We start from the raw sequence: 22,288 nt of genomic DNA on the forward strand, positions 1-22,288 counted from the left end.
CATTCGGAATCAAAAACCAATCGTTTTTGAAACCTCCTGAGATATTCCCCGAGCCATCCGTTTGTGCTAAAAATTGACAGAGTTGGATTCGGGAATCTGAGTGGTCGCAAAAGAGCGATGATTGTCTGTTCCTCTGGGAATGCATTCAGGATGTTGGGCAGGACATGTGTATGCAGTTACACAGAAATCTGTTGATAAAATTTTTATTTGTTAATTTACTGCATTACTTTGCGGGTTACCTTGCAAGGATAATGGGTTTATAATGAGTATTTTGCATTTCCGCTTTTTTTTACTGAGTCTGGTGCTTGTCGCAGGTGGTATTCGTAAAGCCAATGCACAGGAGGAAGACAACTTACAACAACCTTTTTCCAATATAGATCCGGAAGATTTTTCGCCCAAAACCCTCCAGATGTTGTTGGTGCAAAAGATCAATGCGTATCGTCTGGAACAGGGGCTGGATTCGCTTGTGGGCCAGGAAATAGCAGAAAAGGCATCGGCGGATCACTCTAAATTCATGGCCAAGATTGAACAGGCTGTGACCGAGGTGGGTGGTGGTAAGAAGAAGGATACCGGTAGCCGGGTGAAGTACTACGGCGGTTCACATCATGCCAAGGAACTGGTTGCCAAAGCCAATATCGCCAAAGGCCGCGACCCCTTTACCTACGATAAAGTAGCGGATGAAGTGGTCCAGAAGTGGATATCCAACAAACGCGACGCAGAGGTGCTTGCCGATGGAGGTTTGGTGTTTGCATCCGCAGGTGCAGCACTTGATCAGGAAGGAAAAAGGGTATATGTGTCGGTGGTTTTCGGGGCGTACGACATGTTGAATCAAGGGGCCGCCAAAAAGGAGGAATTGAGTTTTCCTTATTCCACAAAAAAGTACGGATTGAAAGCGGGTGATGAACGCTCTTGCAGAACCTGTGGGAAATTCCAGGACTTGCAGGATCTTCAGAAAGGGCTATCCATTGAAGGAAGTACAATCTACTTTGAATATGACAACCTGAAACTGTTCAAACGGATGATTCGCCACCCCAAAGACGGCTTGGCCGTGGACATCGTCCAGAAAGAACAGTATCCGTGCGACAAGCCTTACAACATCATTGATCATGATCAGGTCAACAAAGGGGTTATGCTGAAACGCATGTATGCCAACAAGCTTTATAAACGCAATGAAATTAAAGATCGAAAAGCCAATAAGATCAGGGTACCGCTGGCTACATTGCCAGCCAATTTTGATAACCCGGATATAGAACTTAATCTGATGGTGATCATTGACAAGATGGTGTGCGCCAATATCACCCGCAAGTTTATGGCTGAATCGGGTGTGGAATCGGTAACACCCCTGCACATGATTCCGGATACGGTTTTCGTGGCAACGGATGGTGTGTACAAGCTGGCTGCCGATAAAACCGTACTGAACTTTAAAATTCCTTTCGACAAGAACAAGGCTGAATACAAACCGGAGGATATCAAGGCATTCATCGCATCCCTCAATGAGCCTGATTTCATCGTGAAGGAATTGGAAATATATGCGTATTCCTCCATTGAAGGTGATTCATTGAAGAATGCCAAGTTGCAACAGAAACGTGCCGAGAGCATTGTAAGTGCCCTGGAAAAATTGCAGAAAGGGCATGTGAAACGTACCATCATCACCAGTGATTCGTGGAGCGAGTTTAAGAAACAGGTGAAGGGCGGTCCTTATGAATATCTGGCCAAAATGACCCGGGAGCAGGCAAGCAAGGAGATAAGCGACAACCGTTCGCTACTCAAAAACCTTGAACCCATCCTTCAGGAAGAACGATATGCCCAGATCCTGATGACCATTGAGTATAACATCCAGGGGAAGAATGAGCAGCCTTATGTGATCAGTAAATTTGCAAAGGCATTGAAGAACAATGATCCCAAACTGGCTACCGCCTTGCAGAATTTCATGATTCAAAAGATGATGATGGGACGCTATACGGAAGATGCCATCTCAGCTACGGAAATCCCCCATCAAAAAGAGTTCGCTCATCTTATCAACAACCAGATATGGTTTGAAAACCTGCAGGTGAAGGATACCCTGGATGCCAGTGAATGCGGTGTGATCAGCGAGTTAGCAAAGCTTTCGCCGGCAGATTTGTATATCGCCTTTAACCGGATGGTGTGTGCAGTTAAAAATGACCCTATTTCCGACGAAACACATGTACGGAAGATGCAGGAGGAGATTGATAAGTTCTATAAATCCGATATTCAGAAAGATGACATTGATGCACTCAACCTGGAGTTCCGGTTCAAAGTGATTGAGACTTTTGATAGTTTGGAAGGAGGACAACCCATTGTGGAGGAAAGCATCGACAAGATTAAAGAGGTTTTTAATATCCGCGAGGCCACCTGGCAGAATGCCCTGAAACTTGCCGTGATATTTGTTGAACAACGCAAGAATTACGAGTATGCCTTGAAATTGCTGGATCCTTTTGTGGTTCGTGAACAGGTTGATGAGCGGCTGCTGCAAACCTTTATTTCGCTGTGTACATATGTTCCGGAACGTTTGAATTCTCCCAAGCTGAGACAGGCTCTGGTCAAGCTTCATGAAATGGATCCGAAAGCGTACTGCGAGCTTATAGACCGGCAACACCACTCGTTCCAGATCTTCGATAATCCCGGTATCAAGGAGGATTATTGCAAAATTTGCGGCAAAAATTAAAGAGGGGTCCCACCTGGTTTTTACCTTTGAAATTCTATGACAAATTATTCTAAATGGCTATGGGGTGGCCTGGGATGGGCATTTATGGGTCCCATCGGAGGCATCATCGGTTTTGCTCTCGGGGCACTTGCAGACAGTGAACAGGCAAAAGGTGGTGGAGGAAGACCTGGTGCCACACATCCGGGTGATTTCGGCGCCAGCCTGCTGGTGCTTGCCGGAGCGGTTATGAAGAGCGATGGCAAAGTCCTGAAATCGGAACTGGATTACGTCAGGAAATTCTTCGTTCATCAATTCGGGAAGGAGCATACCCAGGAAAGAATGTTGCTGTTCCGGGAGATTCTCAAACAAGACCTGCCGGTGAAGGAGATATGCACCCAGATCCGTGATAACATGGCTCATCCGGTACGCCTGCAACTGCTGCATTTCCTGTTCGGGGTGTCATTGGCGGACGGACATGTGGATCCCAGGGAGGTTGAAACCATTTCAAACATAGCACATCATTTGGGTATCAGTGCCAAGGATTTTGAGTCCATCAAGGCCATGTTTGTTAAAGACAGGGAAGCTGCATACCGGATATTGGAAATCACCCCGGATGCAAGCGTGGAGGAGATCAAAAAGGCCTACCGTAAGATGGCGGTTAAGTACCACCCCGACAAAGTGGAACACCTGGGTAAAGATTTTCAAAAGGCGGCCCAGGAAAAGTTCCAGCAGGTGAATCAAGCCTACGAAGACCTGAAAAAAGAACGGGGGTTCTCGTGAAACCTATCTTCAATGTTCGTGTGTACGGTATTGTTCGGAATGAATCCGATGAGGTGCTGCTCACCGATGAGTTTCGGATGGGCATGCGAATGACCAAATTCCCGGGCGGAGGTTTGCAGTTCGGGGAAGGATTGCATGATGCCCTGATTAGGGAATTCAGGGAAGAAATGGACCTGGAGGCTAAGGTGACCGGGCATTATTACACCACTGATTTCTTTCAAGCTTCTGCCTTTCGTGACAACGAACAACTGATCAGTATCTACTATCTCGCTGATCTTGAAAATATAGCTACACTTGAGACCAGCCGAAAACCATTTGATTTTGTTCATGAGACCGATGGTGCCCAGGCTTTCCGATGGGTGCCCCGGCAGGATCTGCATGAGGCAGCTCTGACCTTTCCCATTGATCAATGGGTTGCCAGCCGACTGAGAGCCGGTTGGCAACTTTGATCCCATTCAGATGTTTTGAAAGTTTTGTCAGGCGTTGGCCGTTGCCTCTGAAGCAAAAAGCGGGTATGAATGGGTGAGGCTTTTCACCTTTTCCGCCACGGCTTTGATGCGGGCTTCGTCATTGATGTGGGTTACCACCTCATCCACCAGATCCACCACCTCAAGCGCTTGCTCTACTTTGAAACCACGTGTGGTGATGGCCGAAGCACCAATGCGGATGCCGGATGTAACAAAGGGTGATTTGTCATCAAACGGAACCATGTTCTTGTTTACGGTGATTTCCGCGCGTACCAGCGCATTCTCTGCATCCTTACCGGTAACATTTTTTGAACGAAGGTCAATCAACATCAGGTGATTGTCGGTGCCTCCAGAAATTACCTGGTAACCTTTGTCTACAAATGCCTTTGCCATGGCCTGGGCATTGGTGATTACCTGTTGGCAGTATGACTTGTAATCATTTGACAAAGCTTCACCGAAGGCAACGGCTTTGGCAGCGATTACGTGTTCCAGGGGGCCGCCCTGTGTTCCCGGAAATACCGCTGAATCCAATAGGGAAGACATTTTTCGGATTTCACCTTTCGGGGTTTTCAAGCCATAGGGGTTGTCAAAATCCTGTCCCATCATAATTACACCGCCGCGGGGTCCGCGAAGGGTCTTATGTGTGGTGGACGTGATGATATGGCAATGAGGCAAAGGATTGTTCAGTAATTTCGAGGCGATTAATCCTGCCGGGTGGGAAATGTCGGCGAGCAACAAGGCACCCACTTCATCTGCAATGGCACGTAATCTTGCATAGTCCCAATCGCGGCAGTAAGCTGAAGCACCGCAAATGATCAGTTTGGGTTTTTCCTGGCGTGCTGTTTCAGCCACCTTGTCGTAATTGATGGTTCCGGTTTCCTTTTCAACCCCGTAGAATGTCGGACGGTAAAGTTTGCCGCTGAAGTTCACGGGTGACCCGTGTGTGAGGTGGCCTCCGTGTGAAAGGTCAAAACCAAGGATGGTGTCACCGGGTTTCAGTGTCGCCAACATAACGGCGGCATTGGCTTGTGCACCGGAGTGAGGTTGCACGTTTGCCCATGCTGCTCCGAACAATTCCGTGAGCCTATTGATCGCCAGGTTTTCCACCTGGTCAACTACTTCACAACCGCCATAGTAGCGTTTCCCGGGAAGGCCTTCGGCGTACTTGTTGGTTAAACAGGAACCCATGGCGTCAATTACCTGTTGACTGACATAGTTCTCTGAGGCGATCAGTTCAAGTCCTTCTAGCTGCCTTTTGTATTCTTCCTGGATGAGGTCGAAAACTTGCTGGTCTCTTCGCATGCTGTGTTAAAGTGTTAATGAGTGAGGCCGGATGCGAGGGGGCACTCCTGGGGTTAGAAAATATTTGAATGGAAATATTGCGATCTTTTAATTCTTGCGATAGTCGTATGCTTTTTTACCACCATATACAAGTCCGGCGGCAATCAGCAACCCTATGCCACCATCAATGGGTACGTTGTCCGGACCTGCGGGTCCCGGGTCACCGGAAGGGCCACCCACCGGCGGTTGAGCCAGGGCGGGAATCAGGCCCATCATGAAGAGGAAAGCAGTTACGGATATTAGTTTTTTCATGGCAACCCACTTATGGTTTTTAGGCGGCTAAAAGTACTAATTTTTTTGCAATGCTACCTTCCGGAAAGATAAATCAATACCGCCTGAGTATGTTCCTTGCCGGTTACTTCCAGAATGGCCGCGGTGTTCGAGGTTATAGGCGTGAAACGGCAATTCACAATGTTGCCTGATTGTACGTTGTTCCGGGTATAAATGGTTCTACCCGTCAGGTCCACGATCCTGATGTTCACAGGTTGGTCCCATCCCCTTAAATCCACTGATAAACCTTCTGAAGATTCCCAAGTCCGGAGGGGAAGGGTAAGGGTTGTTTGCGAAACCGGTTGTTTGCTGATGTATGTATCGTCTTTTGTTTCATCTGCGGCAAGGTTAGCGTCTTCTGAAGGTTTTGTGCTTTGGATAGGTATTAAAATAATCGAGTACCGGTTGTCGTATTCGCCGGATTTCAGATCCAGTGTAATGGACTTTCCGACGACAATGGGGGTGGTCTTTTTTAGTTCATTGTCCCAAAGAAAATATTGGCCTTCCGGTACTTCAATCGCATTCAACTGGTAGCGTCCGGAAGTAGCTACCGAAATGGTAATAGGTACTTCGGTTTGTCCTTGCAGTGGGGAGATGGCATTGATCGAAAGCGGTCCCCGATCGCTATTGCTGGCTAGATAGGGAGCCTCTGCATTGATACTTGGGATTTTGGCGGCATCCAACGCAAAGTCCCACTCCACATGACCTTCAGGATGGTAGTACAATACCGTTTCATCGCTGAGGCCGTTGTATTGCAATGCAAGGCGAAGTTGTGTATGAGTGGACTGCACCCGACCGCCAATGAGGTTTGCTGTGGCATTGGTCTTTACATTTTCGGTCATAGAGAGGGTGGGTGCCACACCTGTTGTTAGCACATAAAAACCCTGTCCCGGTGCAATGATTGCACTTCCTCCGTTGGTGGAAATGTGATTTACATACGAAGCGTATTGCTGTGTATTGGCATTCCACACATATATTCCGTTGCCCACACTTGCATTATATACCACTTCACTGTGGTCCCAATTGATGGCGCTGGGGTACGGATTGGAAACAAGGTTCCATCCATTTTCTGACGGGCTTCCATTGGATGCATACGTGAGAGGAATGTTTACATTTCCTTGTATCGGGGTACCTTGCACATTCAGTACGCATGGTAAGTTGGTCTTGTACACCCAAAGACTGTAGCCGGTAAACGGATAGAGCGTATCCAGGACACTATGTATGGCGGTCCATCCCGAATCGATGGATCCACTGGTGGCGTAGTCTTCATCATATGAGTACATGCTGGTCCAGTATGATTCATAACCGTTGCCCGTGCCCGCAATGCCTGTTAATGTAAGGTCATCGTTCAGCTCATTTACCGTAGCGCCGGTTACCGGGAAACCAATGTGCCGGAAACCAGCTGTTCCGGGCCCAATGTAACGTTGAAAAAAGATCTTTCCTGTCAGGCTTGCATTGGATGGCATGGTGGCCAGTCGGCCCGTACGGTTGGCTGAAGAATAAAATCCCAGGGAATCATTCGTGTTAAATTCCCCCCTTGCAAGTTTTAGGGAATCCTTGATCTCCGACATTCCGGAAATGATCGATACACCGGACCGGTTGTTGCATTCCACATTGCAGAAGCGTTGTGTACCCGAAATGGTTTGTGCGATGTTGTTGCTGAATGATACCGTTCCCTGCCGAGATGTGAATGTGCCCGTATTGATCCAGTTTCCTTTAAGTTCGATGTTTCGGCTGTTGGTTGAAACATCCAGCGCGGATGAAATGGTCAGGTTGTTTTTGACCACAATATCAGATTGCAGGGTTTTGGTATCCGAGCCTGCCACCTCAAGGTCGTAAAACGGATTGTTGTCAAGTGTTGTGATGGACTGTGGTTGATTTCCCGCCAGGATAACTTTGCCATTATTGGGGTTGAAACTACCGCCTGTTTGGGTGAAGTTGCCATGTATTGCAAGCGTATAACCCTTAAGGTTCAGGTTACCGTCGGTAAGTTCCAGGTTGCCATAAACAACCACGTTTCCCTGCAGGGGTTTGTTGTTGGAGCCTTGTATGATCAGGTGGTAGTAACCGTCTGCAGGTACAATGATATCTTGTTTGGATGATGAGGTATAGTGGATTCCGTTGTTCGCAGCTGAAGCGTAGAGGGTACCTCCGGAAAACATGGGGCCATCCGTATACAGGTGGCTGTTGGAACTGTTGGTCCAATGTGAGGTGGCATCCGTAGCGATCAATTTGCCTACATGTAATGTGCCGGATGATGTGACCTGGCCACCGGCATCGATTTTGAGATTACCGGTTACGGTAAGGTCGGTTGATGCCGGAAGTTCAAGTGCCGGTGAACTTATCAGGATATTTTTGTTGTTGTCTATGGTGCCGGTACCACTAAGCCGGAAGGCGGAGCTGCTCATAGTAAGCTTGCTTCCCAAGTACATATGACCGGGTACGCTCAGTTGTCCGGTTACGGTTACCGCCCGGCTTTTGCCATCAAAGACTGCACCTGCTTCGATTGTCAGGTTGGCGATATCGATTTTGCTGCCAAGCCAAACACTGTCTCCGGTACCAATGATTACGGTGTCGCTGGTTCCAGGAATGCAGTTGCAGTCCCAGGTTGAGGCTTTTTGCCATTTGCCTGATTGTATACTATGGATGGTTTGGCCGGTGCTGTATAATGAATAAAACACCAGCCACGTAAGAAATACGAAGCGGATCATACGGAGGATTTAACACCCAAAAGTAAGGGATGGGCGCTAAAAATCCCAGTAAAACCCCTGTAAAGTGAGGGGTGAGCAACTATTCTGTCATTAATTTCTGATTGAAGACTCCGGTTCTGGTTTTAATTTGTACCAGGAGTATTCCGTTTGTTTTGCCCGGGTTGAAGTACAGGTTGTTTTCCATCCCCTGTTGAAAATCCTTTGTGTACATGCGTCTTCCGGCGATGTCATAAAGGGTAATGGTAACCGGGTCGTGTGTTTTGATATTGGAAATGATACAGAGTTGGTCTCCGCATTTGGTTGCATAGAATGTTGTGCTATTTCCGGGTGTATCGCCCGTGCCGGTAACCACATCCGGGGGCAGTATAACCACGGTGTGTGTGGTTGTATCGGTGCAATCATCCATGCCTGCAACAAGCCGGATCACGTATGTGCCTTCCTGTGAATAGGTATGTGTGGGTGATTTGGTGTAGGAGAGCGGGCTTCCGTCGCCGAAATCCCATACATAGGATTGTGCCCCGCTGGTCATGTTAAAACAGGCTGCCTCGGCGTTATCCGGAAGCTTCAACGTATCTTCATTCAGGATGAAGCCGGAAACCACAGGTTCCGGGTTTTCCAGTGTTACCATGTTCGTTGCAGGGCATCCGAGTTGGTCTGAAATGGTGACCGTATAATCACCGGGAACCAGGCTGTTAATGGTTTGACCCTGATCGCCATTGTTCCATATAAACGTATAGGGAGGCGTACCACCGGAAGCGCTTGCCATGACGGCACCGTCCGCTTTGTTGGTACAGGAAACCTGGTTAGTAACCGTTCCGGACACCTGAACGGATGCGGGAGCGGTCAATGTTACATCCTGGGTCATGTTTCCGCAAAGTCCTATCCCTGTAAGGGTAAGTGTATAACTTCCAGCGGGGATTCCGGTCAGTGTATCCATGCCGCGGATGGAATCCTTCCTAATTACCGTACTGTTGTTGTTCATCAGTTCCAGGTTGTACGCGCCGGATTGTCCGGGATCCACAATGATACTACCATCTGCTTTGCCGGTACAAGAAGGTGCAGCGGTTTCAACGGTCATGGGGCGACCAAGATACAGGTAGAAGCGTCCGTTGGTTTCACCGGAATCGATGGTGCACGTGTAAGTTCCGTCTGTCCGCATGTCTTGCCAGGAATGGGTGACCCTGTCTTCAAGCATGATGCAGGAACTGGTTTCCATGGTTGATAAATCCACCTGGATGGTGTGGGTTCCTGCTTTTTCAATTCTTACCGTTAGTGGTACGGTCACGGCTTCGCCATCAAAAGGCAGTCGGTTGATAGACAAGATATCATTGTTCATTACCATGGCGATGTTGGGTTTGCCTGTACCGATACTCCATAATTTACGGGCATCCAGTGCAGGATCAAAGCCCAGGGATGAACCATCCTGAACCTGAATCACACATTCGTCGGATTCATTTTTGCTGTTGGTGAGTTTCACCCGGGTGATCAACTGTTGCACGGCCATCGCCATGAATGCGGTATCAATGGCTGACTTGGATCTTTCTTTCATGGTCAGACTGGGAGTAGCTCCTACAGTTTGTACCCAAAATGCCTGAGAAGAAGGAATGACGTTGCTTCCGTTGTTGGTGCCGAGTCCGCTCACATAAGATGCATATTGCTGGATGTCGTCACGGAAGATATAGATGGCGCCGCTCACAGAGCCGTTTCGCACCACGCTGCTGTGATCCCAATCGATTGGGGCAGGGTATGGGTTGTTCACCAGGTTCCATCCGTCATCGGTGGGTGATCCTGTGTTGTCATAGGTCAGGGTGAATGTGTTATCACCTACGTAGGGTGTGCCGGTTACTGACAAGGTAGCAGGCAGGTCTACATTGTACATCCAGATGTCGTATCCTTTGGTAGGATCGATGGCATCGTTTACATTTTTAACGGCCACCCATCCTGAATCAATGGAACTTCCACCTGCATAGTCTTCGTCGTAATAGTACACGGAAGCCCAGTAATTGCTGTATCCATTACCTGTACCGGTCATGCCTGTCAGGGTGATGTCATCGTTCAGTTCCAGGAATGTGGCATCGGTGATTGGAAAGCTGACATTGCGGAAACCGGCATCACCGCTGATGTAGCGTTGAATGGTGATCTTTCCGGTAATGCTTGCTCCTGAGCGTACAGAGTCGATTCTTCCGGTACGGGTGGCGGTTGACAGCAATGTGAAGTTGTTGTTGGTGTTAAAATTACCGTTCTGCAACACCAGGATATTTTGCAGCGATTGATTGCCGGAACCGACGGCTACACCATTGCTGTTGTTCACCGTGAGGTTATAGAAACTGTTGTTGGAAGTGATGGTCTGAGCACTGGTGCCCTGGAAAGTGATGGTACCTTGTCCGGATTGGAACTTGCCAGCTGCTGGTGCCCAGTTGCCTCCGGTAAGAATGGTATTGCCGTTGCCGGAAAGGTTACCCGTTTGTCCGGAATACCCACCGGTCAATGTCAGGGTGCCGTTGTTTACGATGCCTCCGGTATTGGTCAGTGTGCCGTTGATGGACATGGAGGTGCCATTGGCCACCTGAACGGAACTTCCCGCAGCAATGGTCATGCTGTTAAAGGCTTCGCCTGCGGTATTGGTGATCATCTGTGTACCGATGCCGTTAAAGGTAACGGTTCCTGTTGTTTCGTTGAAAGTGCCGCCTTCATTGGTCCAGTTGCCCTTCACCTGGAGGTTATGGTTGTTGCTGTTGAGTGTATTGCCGGTGCCTATGTAAACGTCTCCGTATGCGATCATATCGGCTGCCAGATTGAGTGTGCTCAGTCCGGTGGATTGCAGGTTGAAGTAATCGGTTGCTTTGATGGTTTGCCCGGAAGCGCCGTTGTACTCTACCGTATTGTTGCTGGCTGATGCTTCCAGAATGCCGGTGGAAAGAAGCGCACCTCCTATGGTCAGACTGGCGCTTTCGTCGTTGATCCATGTGGAGGAGGCATTGTTGGCAGTCAGGTCGCTACCCAGCAACATGATTCCATGGTTTTGTACGGTAATGCCCCCGTTTACACTCATGATGCCAGGTGAGCGATTGATGTTCGCACCGGAATGAATGACTTTGTTTCCGCCCGAGAGTCTGAACTCTCCTGATGTGGAAATGGTGCCGGTTCCATTGATTGTTTTGTTGGTGCCATTCATATCCAGGCGATTGGTTCCCGTGTAGGTTCCGTTTACCGTCAGGTCGCCTGTAACCGTCATGCGTCGGTTGTTGTCGAACAGGGTTCCCGTGGGTTCAATCACCAGGTTGGCCACGGTTGTGTTGGCAGCCAATGTAACGGTGTGCGTAGCTTTGATCACCACATTGCTGGTTGAAGTGGGTGTGCAACCGCAGTCCCATGTGTTTGTGTTGTTCCATTGTCCGGTTCCTTTACTGGTGATTACCACATACACGTTGATGTCTTCATCCAGAGGGGTGGCGGATCCGCATGCACTGGTGGCGGTAACCTCTACATTGCCGGTTGTGGCGGCACCCCATGTTACGGTGATGCTGTTTGTGTTCTGGCCTGCGGTGATGGATCCTCCGGTAACAACCCATGAATAGGTGTATCCTGGTTCTGCGGTCACAGAGTATACCTCTCCGGTGGCGTTCTCAGGAACAGATGTATTCCCGGAAATGCTTGCGGGTGATATGCTGTGAATGTTCACATCAAACGCAACCTGTTCTCCTGCCGAGCATGAGTTGGTTTCAATGACGGCCACCTGCCCCTGCATTCCTGTAGCGCCCCAGTTCACGGTAACGCTGTTGGTTCCTTGTCCGGAAGCAATGGTGCCACCCGTTGCACTCCACGCATATGTGCTACCCGGCGTGTTGGTCACAGAGTAAGCTGATCCGGTGGTATTGATGCATACGCTATCGTTTCCGCTGATTGCCGATGTAGCCGGTGGGTCGCAATTCGTGGTATCGCCCAAGCCGAACTGTGAGAAACCGCTTAGGTTTGTCCTTTTAACCGTGCTGCCCGTGGGTAGTGCATGATTTCCGTTCAATGTCCATGCCGAGTATTCATTGGTTCTCTTGAGAATCCGCGTGGAATTATCAACCGTGAAACTGGCAAGGGCTGAGGCATTCAAATCAATCCCATAGTTGGTACTGGCCAAACTGTTGGCTGCGGTCAGATTCCAATATCCTTCCGAATATACATTTCGGATTGAGTCGCCCGACTCTCCCAGGGGAAGCCCCAAGGTGCCGCCATAACTTTCGGAAAAGGAAATGATGAGCGTACCAGGTGTCAGGTTGGTAAATGTCAGGTAGGCCGGAACGAAGTAATTCGCACTCGCCATCGGGAACGTATAGGTAACCCCGGTGGATGCCACCCATCTTTCGAAAGTTCCGATGACACTACCTGTGCTGTACGTCAATGTGCCCGGGCTGGCGGCGGAGATGCCGAGTGTGAGGGTGTTTGTGCCGGTGGTGATGGTTCCGGCGGTCATGGTGATTCGGTTATTAACCGTGATATTTTTGTCCTGTGTAATATTTCCGGCAGCTTTGTTGATGGTGATCCGGTAGAAGGTTAGATCAAGTGCCCCGGTGATGATCTGATCATTGTTGCCTGTGAACGTAATTGTACCGGACCGGTAGGTAAAAGTGCCTTCATTGTCCCAGTTTCCTTCAATGGTAATGGCGTAATTCGAGGTAGTCACATCCAGTGTGCTCAATATATTCAGGTCACCATAGAGGTAGGTTGCGGCTGACAAGGACTTGGTTCCGGTGCCTTCCAGGGTCAGGTTAAAATATTCGTTGTTTTGCGGTGCCTTCAGGGTTTGATTGCCCGCTGCATAATAACTCACGGTGTTTCCGCTTGCATTGGCTATAAGCGTACCCGTTGCAAGCAATGTACTTCCTGCTTTGAGTGTACTGTTGGTTTCGTTTATCCAGGTTGAAGCGGAGTTGCCACCCCGGATAATATCTCCGTAAATGATGGTGCCGTAATTGTGTACGGTGAGGCCATTGGCAATAGTGAGCCTGCCAGTGGTCTTGGTAAGATTGGTTCCCGCAAGGATGTTGAAGTTGCCATTGTTGATGTTCAGGATGCCGGTATGACTGAACGTGCCGGTGCCACTTATGGATCCGCCTGTTGTTGCATCCAGGTTTATGTTTCCTGAACCGGCATGGTCTCCGTTGTTTGTGTATGTGCCGGTGATGCTGATCCTGCGGTTGGCATTGTTGAGGGTTGAACCGCTGTTGATGGTTACGTTGCGTATGGTGGTATTGGCGTTCAGCGTTACCGTGGTGTTGTTGGATATTACAACATCGTCGGTGGTGGCCGGCGTGCAATTACAATCCCAGGTGGAATTGGTACCCCAGTTGCCTGTGCTGACGGATGTTCGGGTTGCTGCATGAAGGCCGGGACTGAACATGAAAAGGATGGGGAGAAGAATTCCCGTGACAGCTTTATGTACAGATGAACGCGTGGTGGACAACATATAAGCACAACTGTTGTAAAAGCCTAAGGTTTATTGTATAAGCCTATTTTACTAGTTGTTTGTGCCTAAGGTTGCTGTTTGGATGTTGATTTATACCAAAAAAGCCCGCTGGTCGACCAACGAGCTTTTTTAAAATACAACTACGTCTTATTGCCTAGTTATGGGCAGTGACCTTGTGGGTTAGTACAGTGTTTCCATCAACCCGAACCTGCAACAGGTATATGCCGGACTTGTTAACTTGGAAGGTGACTAGTTGATTTCCACTTGCTTCCTTCCGTGAGAGTTCTTGTCCAAGCAGGTTGTACAGGGAAATGTCAGCCATTCCGTTCTGGGCATTTCCATTGACCCTCACTAGTATGTTGTTGTTTACCGTGCTGACCTCCAGTGTTGGGGCGCCATCTCCGGGGGTAATATTCCCGGTTTTTTTATCAACCAGAATATCCTGTGTGGTTAGGGTGGTACAGTTGCCGTTTGATGCCGTCAGACTTACCGTGTAAACACCTGGTTTTGTGTATACATGAACCGGATTAGCCTGGTGATTGGCGGCTGTTCCATCACCAAAATCCCATGAATAGGAATTTGCGTGTTCTGACGTATTCGTAAACGAGATGTTGCTTTCGGCTGCCGGCTTCTGTGTAGCAACGGCAAATTGAGATACAACGTTATTTACGCTGGTTATTTCTACTTCATTGTCAGTTGTACAACTGGCGGCATCGGTTATTTTAACATTGTAAACGCCTGCTTTAAGGTTGGTTCTTTCGGCACCGCTGCCGCCATCCGACCATAATATCGTATAGGGTTCTATACCGCCATTGACAGCAATGCTTACAGTTCCGTCGGCCATGTTGCAATGAGAAGGCTGGGACTGTTCAGGGTTGGTTGTCAGGTTGATTTCGGTGGCTGAACCCAGTTCAATGGTAGTTTCATTCCAGCCACAAGTCAATGTTCCATCATTGTTTCGCGCCTGCACATAGTATGTTCCTGGCTTCAAATGGTCGAGTTCCATTTCCTTGCCGGTAATTCCCGTTGAGCGGATCAGTTGGTGATCTGCATTGAACCAGTCAAATACCCACTCTCCCTGGTTGGCGCTTACGGCAACCTTTCCAGTGGCGCTACCTTGGCAGGCGGCAGGCGTGCTTTGAACATTCAAAACCGGATTAATGCTCAGGTGTACGACAAATCGGTCTTTGACATCTTTGGATTGCGTATCAAAAGTATAGGTCTCCATGGAGCGAAGATCCATAACCTTTCCGGTTAGCTTATCTTCAAGCATCATGCAAAACTTGTCATTCATTTTGATATCTGAGGCACTCAGGCTGTAGGTTCCGGGTGTGAGGACCTTCACCCTCAAAGGGATTTGCAAGCGTTGTTCGGGTATGGGCAGGCTATTGATCGCCATGGATTCACCTTCGGATGACAAGGAGGCGATGTTCGGTGTTCCTTTTAACGTCATCCATGGTTTGTGAGCGTCCATGGTTTTGTCGAATTGGTTGGTTGCTCCATCCCTGAAAGTAATCACGCATTGATCTGACAGGGTGTTGTTGGTGATGTTGATTTTGAACATGTCCGGCATGGCTGCCATATTCTGACGACCATAGAAGGTTGTGGCGACATTGGTTTTAACATCTTCCGTCATGGTCAGAGTGGGTGCTGCGCCACTGGTTTGGATAAGGAAACCTTGTCCTGATGCGATGTATTGGGTTCCATGGTTCAGAGCAATGCCATTTACCCAACCTTCATAGTGTTCATGGGCATCGTTGTATACGTAGATGGCATTGTTAACGCTTCCGTTGTATACCACATCCGCATGTTCCCAGTCGATTTGGGAGGGATAGGGATTGGAGATCAGGTTCCATCCGTTGTCTTCTGCGGCTCCTCGGTTATCATAGGTGATATTGAAGGTGGTATTGCCGGTGTGCAGCGTGCCTGTTACATCAAAAGTTGCATTCAGGTCGTTTTTGTAAATCCATATGTTGTAGCCGAGCCTATAATCAAGTAAATCGGTAACATCTGTGAGGGCAACCCAACCTGCATCCATGGTGCCATCGTCAACCTGATCCTCATCATACCAGTAGACATTGTTCCAGTAACCGGTCCATGCACTGCCGGATCCAGTTGAGCCGGTAACACCGGAGAGGGTGATGTCGTCGTCAATATCACTCAAGTCTGCGTTTTCAATGGGAAAGGCCAAGTGTCGGAAGCCTGCATAGGCCGGGACTTTCGGTACGAATCGTTGTACGGTTACATTACCGGATATGTCAGAGGATCCGTTGAAGGAGCCGATGCGTCCGGTGTGGCTGGAGTTTGACAGCAGTGTTAATCCTGCCGCAGGATCAATCGTCAATGTTCCCAGGGTAGGTGTAAGACTGCCTTCGATGTAAGAAGTCCCTGAGCTGATAGTGACACCGGCTGAGTTGTTGATGGTAAGGTCATGGAAGGTGGTGGTGCCCGAGATTTCCTGCGCTTCCGTGCCGGCCATTTCTACCTCGCCATCTTGATGAGTGAAGGTGCCTGCATTGGTGAAAACCCCGGTCAGCGTCAGTTTGTAATCGCCCGTGGATGCGTCCAATGTGCCATCGGCTTCAATGTTCAAACCGTCGCAGCTGGCATTAGCGGTGAGTGTAACTACATCCGTGGCCTGGATAATCACACTGTCTGTGGATGTGGGTGCGATTCCACCTTCCCATGTAGAGCCATCCGACCAGTTACCGGTTGTGGTAGACCTTACAATCTTATTAAGAGTGAAAAAAGAAGAAGGGTTGGAAATGTTGTTGTAGTTTGTGGCAATCCAATCGGCGGAACGTTCGGTTCGGGAGATTCTTACTTCATCGATGATGCCATCAAAATAGTATCCGGATGTGGTGTAGCTGCGACCAAGGGAATTCATGTAGGTCCAACCGGAGCCGGTGGTGGCGTTGGATAAACCACCCAACTGGCTACCGTTTTTGTAGATCTTTCGGGATGAACCGTCCCATACGGCGGTGACGTAGTACCAGGTACCGGTGGTGATCTGCCCGGTGGCGGATTTGCTTCGCCCGTCTGTGTCGGCCCCGTCATTTCGCCAATCCGAGAAGTGAATGGCTCCGTTCTTATCCACACTTAAAATGAAATCATTTGTTTTATCTCCGGTATTGGATGCTACGATACCGCTGCCCCAGTTTGCATCGTTGCCCGATAGGCTTTCAACGTTGATCCATGCTTCAACCGTAAGCGGATCGGAATCATCCAGCGCTGGGTCAGAGAAGGTGGCATAATTGAGTGAACCTTTTTCAAAGTCTTGTGCGTTTGCCGCGATACCTGTTATGTCTGCTGAACCTGTGTTTGTGAGGTTGTTGCCCGAGGGAGAAGCATCATTGAAACTGCTATGCAAATGCCATACTGCCTTGTAGGTGCATGGCCATGTTCCCACGGAGGAATAATCCGAAGTGATGGCAGCATTTCCGTAATGCATGTAAATGGTGGTTGGGGAGGATCCGGATAATGTAGGAATCTTCACCCATGCCACCACTTCTCCTGTGGTGGCATCATATTTTTCCAATTGATGATTGAGAACAAGGCTGTTGTCAGCGTCTGCGAAAATGATGTCGTACCCGTTATCGCTTTGTACATTTCCTCCGTTGGTGGCACTTTTCATGCCTGCATCGGTGAAGCTTATCATTACGGTGAAATTGCTCAGATCACCTGATCCGGATACCTGGTCAGGGTCAATGTCGATGCGTGTGGTATAACCGAAAGCATTCACATCCAACACGCTTTCTTCACTACCTACGCTGTAAAATGTTGATGGATCGTTGATGGTATTGTATGTAGTTGCAATCCAATCTGCAGAACGTTGTGAATTGGATATCCTGACCTCATCAACCAATCCGTCGAAATAATATTTCTGCACGGTATAAGCAGATCCGATGCGGTGTTGGGTGGCCCACCCGCTGCTGGTGGATGATACGGTGAGGCCGCTGATTTCCGCCCCGTTTTTGTATATCCGGTTGGTTGAACCGTCCCATACGCCTACAATGTAATACCATGTGCCGGTGGTGATTTCTCCGGTTCCGGTTCTGCTTCTTCCGTCAAGGTCTGCGCCGCTATTCCGCCAGTCAAAGAAAGAGATTGAACCGCTGGAACTCACGTTCAGCATGAAGTCGTTTTTCTGGTCACCGGTGGTGGAGCACACAACACCAGCCCCCCAGGTGGCGTCGTTGCCGCTGAGACTTTCTGCTTTAACCCAGGCTTCCACTGTTATAGGGTCGCTGTCGCCGAAAGCAGGATCGCTGAGCGCAACATAATTGGAGTTGTTTTGTTCCAGGTCTACGGCTTTACCGGACTGCCCCGTGGTTAGTGTACCACGGTTGTTGGTTCCGTTGTTGCCTGTGGATGAAGCATCGTTGTAATTGGTCTGGAAGTGCCAAACGCCTTTGTAGTTGGAATTCCATGTAGATGTGGTTGACGGATTGCTGGCAATGGCATCCACATAACCGTAGTACATGTATATGATGGTGTTGGCAGAAGTGGATAGAGACGGTACATTAACCCATGCGATGATTTGACCGGTAGTATGGTCAAACGAGACAAGCTCATGGTCCAATACCGTGGATCCGTCACTTTGGGTGAATTTGATGTCCCAGCCGTTGCAATTGGTTGCGTCTTTTAAGTCGGCATCGGTATGGTTGATGAGAACGGGAAAATTGGTGTGACTGCCTGATCCTGATACTTTGGATGCATCAATGGTTATGGTTTTACGGTACAGGTAGCCTGCTAGCTGCGCTTTTGATTGCCCACTGAAAATGCAAGTGAGAAGCAATGTAAGGGATAGCGCTTGCGTGTAAAACTTTCTCATCGTGTAGGATTTTATGGATAAGGAATAATGGGGTTCTTATTTGACGCTCGTATGCACGGCCAATATTACGAAAATATACCAGTTAAGTTACGTTGTGGCCCGCAGCCTGACCTGTTCCGGTGGCTTGTTGATGAATTCTTAATACAGGAATCATTACGATAAGTGCAATGGGGCTTTGGAGGATGTGCAACATCCCGACCGTTAAAGGGTATCCTTGGTTTGAAAACACCCACTTTTCTGCCAGCCATGTAAGTGCAATGGCAAGTATGAACATGCCATAGGCGAACAGGCAGTGTAAAGAGGTTTTCTTTTTAGCGAATAGTGTGTGAATGGCAAGTAGGGTCAAGGTCATACATGCGGCAGAGAATATTGCAGTGAAGAGGTATTTGTAAATGATGAGGTCGGTTTCGCTGCGACCGGAAAGGAATGCGGGAACCTTCATGTGGGATTTGTAAACGTCCGGATGATGTGTGGCGGCTGCATGGATGGAAAGGAATATGACCTCCCTCAGGTAGCATGTGGCCAGAAGAAACACAACCAGTAAACCGGTTACCATACGTCGGGGTGTTTTTCGGGATAACATGGAAGTTGGATTGTGGTCAGCGCCTCATGAGGAAGGTGCATGTTTCAAAGAGCGACTCCAGCGGTTGATCCATGTCATCCATAACAGCAGCACAATAAAGTACATGGTTACGGTGAATGTGTAAGAGTGATTGAACGCCAGCCAATCCGGATGGTGCAAGAGCAGCAGACACAGCGCAAAAACACGCATGACATTTAACACATACAACAGGAGCAACCCTGAAGGTATGAACCATAATTTGTGCTTGGCAGGTCCGGGAAATGCCATCACAAATATGGAGAAGAGAACGAAAAGCCCAAGGCCGTTGCACGGAGGACCTACCTTGAGTCCGATGGTTCCTTCCAGCCCCAGAACGGTTCCTTCCCTGAACATGGAATATCCCAACAACCGGATGAATGCTTCGGTGCCGGTCACGGTCGCTTCCGACAACCTGGTGTTGATCCATTCCTTGTCGAGAAGTAAGTGGTAGGCCACAAGTGAGGCAATGCTCAGTACCGCCCCTATGCCGAGGAAGGATATCAAGGGGTCGGTGAGCCTGAAACGTGATTTGGTGTAATTCCGCGACGCCATCGTTTGCCGGTAAAATTAACCATTTAGACCATAGTGCCTTTCTTCCGTCCAAAACAAAGGAGTAACCCGAATGGTTTTGCAATGATTTGCAGGAGTGATGGTATACAGATCATATTGTCTTAAAAAAGCTAAATTTGCCCAACTTGTCATTTCTTTGCCTGCCGAACCGCTTGAATGAATACGAAAATAAATAATGGAATTGCATCGCAGATGAGAAGCTCCCATTTGAGTGGGGCATCTGCAGAAAGCAAAGGTTTTGACGTCAAGTCATATGCATTGCGGTGCCTTCGTTATTGGTATTTGTTTCCGGCAAGTCTGTTGATCTTTATCGGTTATGCTTTTTACAATGTCAGGTATTCGGTTCCTACCTACAGTGTGTCGGCCAGCTTATTGGTAAATGACGAATATTCTTCCTGGGGAAGGGAGTATTTTCTGAGCGGATTGGAATTGGTTAGTGCGCGGAATCGGTTGGTGAATGAAATCGGGGTGATTAAATCGTTTCCGCTGATCAGGCGAACGTTGGATAGCCTTGATTTTGATATTTCCTATTATGATCTCGGAAGGGTGAAGACCACAGAGCTCTATTGGAACAGTCCTTTTAAGGTGGTGGCGGACGCATCCAGTTTTCTCAGGTTGCAGGGACGAAAGTGCCATCTCAGAATACTCTCCCCTGAAACATATATGCTTCAATACGGTCCCGAGGACAATCCCGTCGAAGAAATATTGCCTTTTGGTAAAATGGTGACAATCGGTGAAGCGCATTTCAAAGTGCTCCTGACCCAAAAGTATCGTGAGGAATTGTTTGGAGATAAACACTATTTCTTTGTTTTTAACAACCTTGATTTCATGGCCAAATCCTACCAGAACCGGGTGAGAGTTGAGCCGGAAACCAAAGAGTCATCCGTATTGATCTTGTCGATAACCGGTAATTGTATCAAAAAAGAGATCCGGTTTCTTAACAAACTGATGCAGGTCTATATTGAAGTTGGCAGAGAGAAAAACAGCCGGATCGCTATCAGCACCATGTCTTTCATCAATGATCAGTTGAGAGTGATCTCTGATTCATTAAGCTATACCGAAAATGATATGGAGCAATTTCAGCGATCCAACATGAACCTCGGTTTCGGTGGATCGGCATTGTCGGTATATACGTCGTTGGTTGATCTGGAGAATAACAGAAACCAGTTGCAACTTACCAAGCAATACTATCATTACTTGAGAGATTATTTGCAGAAGAATGATAATGCCAGCGGGCTTGTGATTCCTTCCACCATGCAGATAGGTGACCAGATACTGACTTCATTGGTGGGACGCCTCGTGCAATTATATGCAGATAAGGAACAGATGATGGTGGATGCCAAAACCACCGGTGACAATGTTTTACTGATGCCCATCAATCGGCAGATCAAAAGCATGAAAGCCCTGTTGCTCGAAAATCTGGAGAACCTGGAAAGCAAAACCAACATTGATCTGCAGAACGTCGAAAAGAAAATTGCCGATGCCCGGAGCCAGGTGAACCAACTGCCGGATGCGCATCGTGAAATGGTGAATATTCAACGCCAATATTCGCTGAACAACAATTTGTATACCTATCTGCTGAATAAAAAGGCTGAAGCAAGTTTGGCCAAAGCAGCTGATATCACCAATGCCAATGTGCTTGAAAAAGCCAGTATGCTGAAGGTGGGTAGGACCGGGCCGAACATAGCAAAGATATATACCACCAACGTGTTGTTCGGATTGGCCATCCCTTTCCTGATTGTTTTCTGTTTTATGTATTTTGATACCAGGATCGTAGAAAAGAAGGATATAGAAGCTGCAACCAGCATTCCTATCCTTGGCTTTGTTGGGCATAGTAAAAAGAGAACCAATCTCGTGGTCATTGACAATTTTAAATCCCTGATCGCCGAATCTTTTCGCTCGATCCGTACGGGGATCAACTACATGGCCAAAGGTCAGTCAGATCTTGTTCTGCTGATTACATCATCCGTAAGTTCCGAAGGTAAAACCTTTACCGCCATCAACCTTGCCTCTCTGTATGCAGCGTCTGGTAAACGGGTGGTACTGGTGGGTGCGGATATGAGACGTCCCCGTATCTTTCAGGACTTTAAACTTAACAATGAGAAAGGGCTTAGCAATTATCTGATCGGAAGCATGGGGTTGAATGAAATTGTTCAACACACCGGGATTCAGAACCTGGATATTATTTCTGCCGGTCCCTTACCTCCTAATCCAGCGGAACTGCTGGAAAGCGGACAGTTCAAACAGCTGATGGACGAACTCAGGAGCAACTACAACATTGTAATCATTGATACTCCTCCCATGGGATTGGTTACAGACGCATTGCTGATCACCGATCTGGCCGATGTGATTCTCTTTATGATTCGCTTCAATTATACCAAGAAGCCCCAGCTTCAGCACATCAACGAACAAATCACACATTACAAAGTCAAGAACATTGGCATCATCGCCAATGATGTTTCCGGATCCATGATGCCATATAGTTCAGGCTACGGATATGGTTACGGGTGGGAAGGTTATTATTCGGATGACGAACCCAAGCCAAAGGGATTGTTCAGCTTTTGGTCCAGAAAAAAGTATGTGGATTAGCT

11 protein-coding genes are annotated in these 22,288 nt (G+C 48.3%); 4 read left to right on the top strand and 7 right to left on the bottom strand.

Features of this window, described 5'->3' with window-relative positions; all coding sequences use genetic code 11:
- Positions 1-262 precede the first annotated feature (262 nt).
- Genes H6585_04150 through H6585_04160 form a run of 3 tightly spaced genes read left to right on the top strand, consistent with a single transcriptional unit; the run spans position 263 to position 3,894 of the window.
- Positions 263-2,686, top strand: a complete 2,424-nt coding sequence (locus H6585_04150; GenBank protein ID MCB9447517.1) for a hypothetical protein — start codon at positions 263-265, stop codon at positions 2,684-2,686.
- Positions 2,687-2,722: 36 nt separating this feature from the next.
- Positions 2,723-3,445: a TerB family tellurite resistance protein gene (locus H6585_04155; GenBank protein ID MCB9447518.1), complete on the top strand. Its 723-nt coding sequence runs from the start codon at positions 2,723-2,725 to the stop codon at positions 3,443-3,445.
- A gap of 5 nt (positions 3,446-3,450) precedes the next feature.
- A complete protein-coding gene (locus tag H6585_04160; GenBank protein MCB9447519.1) occupies positions 3,451-3,894 on the top strand; it encodes an NUDIX hydrolase in 444 nt (147 codons plus the stop codon).
- A gap of 27 nt (positions 3,895-3,921) precedes the next feature.
- On the opposite strand, the gene H6585_04165 is transcribed toward H6585_04160, so the two are convergent.
- The 7 genes from H6585_04165 to H6585_04195 all read right to left on the bottom strand — a co-directional run bounded on the left by H6585_04165 (position 3,922) and on the right by H6585_04195 (position 19,679).
- Complete coding sequence (locus H6585_04165; GenBank protein MCB9447520.1) at positions 3,922-5,214, bottom strand: serine hydroxymethyltransferase; 1,293 nt, start codon at positions 5,212-5,214, stop codon at positions 3,922-3,924.
- Between the two features lie 87 nt (positions 5,215-5,301).
- Positions 5,302-5,505, bottom strand: a complete 204-nt coding sequence (locus tag H6585_04170) for a hypothetical protein (GenBank protein ID MCB9447521.1) — start codon at positions 5,503-5,505, stop codon at positions 5,302-5,304.
- 53 nt (positions 5,506-5,558) lie between these two features.
- Positions 5,559-8,234 (bottom strand): hypothetical protein, encoded by a 2,676-nt coding sequence (locus tag H6585_04175; GenBank protein MCB9447522.1) that lies wholly within the window; start codon positions 8,232-8,234, stop codon positions 5,559-5,561.
- A gap of 79 nt (positions 8,235-8,313) precedes the next feature.
- Positions 8,314-13,626, bottom strand: a complete 5,313-nt coding sequence (locus H6585_04180) for a PKD domain-containing protein (protein MCB9447523.1) — start codon at positions 13,624-13,626, stop codon at positions 8,314-8,316.
- A gap of 220 nt (positions 13,627-13,846) precedes the next feature.
- Positions 13,847-18,526, bottom strand: coding sequence for a DUF2341 domain-containing protein (locus H6585_04185; GenBank protein MCB9447524.1), 4,680 nt, complete (start codon positions 18,524-18,526; stop codon positions 13,847-13,849).
- An 82-nt stretch (positions 18,527-18,608) separates the two neighbouring features.
- Positions 18,609-19,082: a hypothetical protein gene (locus tag H6585_04190; GenBank protein MCB9447525.1), complete on the bottom strand. Its 474-nt coding sequence runs from the start codon at positions 19,080-19,082 to the stop codon at positions 18,609-18,611.
- 51 nt (positions 19,083-19,133) lie between these two features.
- Positions 19,134-19,679, bottom strand: coding sequence for an archaeosortase/exosortase family protein (locus H6585_04195; protein MCB9447526.1), 546 nt, complete (start codon positions 19,677-19,679; stop codon positions 19,134-19,136).
- A 210-nt stretch (positions 19,680-19,889) separates the two neighbouring features.
- Here H6585_04195 and H6585_04200 point away from each other — a divergent pair, with 210 nt between their 5' ends.
- Positions 19,890-22,286 (top strand): polysaccharide biosynthesis tyrosine autokinase, encoded by a 2,397-nt coding sequence (locus H6585_04200; GenBank protein MCB9447527.1) that lies wholly within the window; start codon positions 19,890-19,892, stop codon positions 22,284-22,286.
- The last annotated feature ends 2 nt before the right edge of the window (positions 22,287-22,288 follow it).

The sequence above is a fragment of the Flavobacteriales bacterium genome, from assembly GCA_020635855.1.
Lineage (GTDB): Bacteria > Bacteroidota > Bacteroidia > JACJYZ01 > JACJYZ01 > JACJYZ01.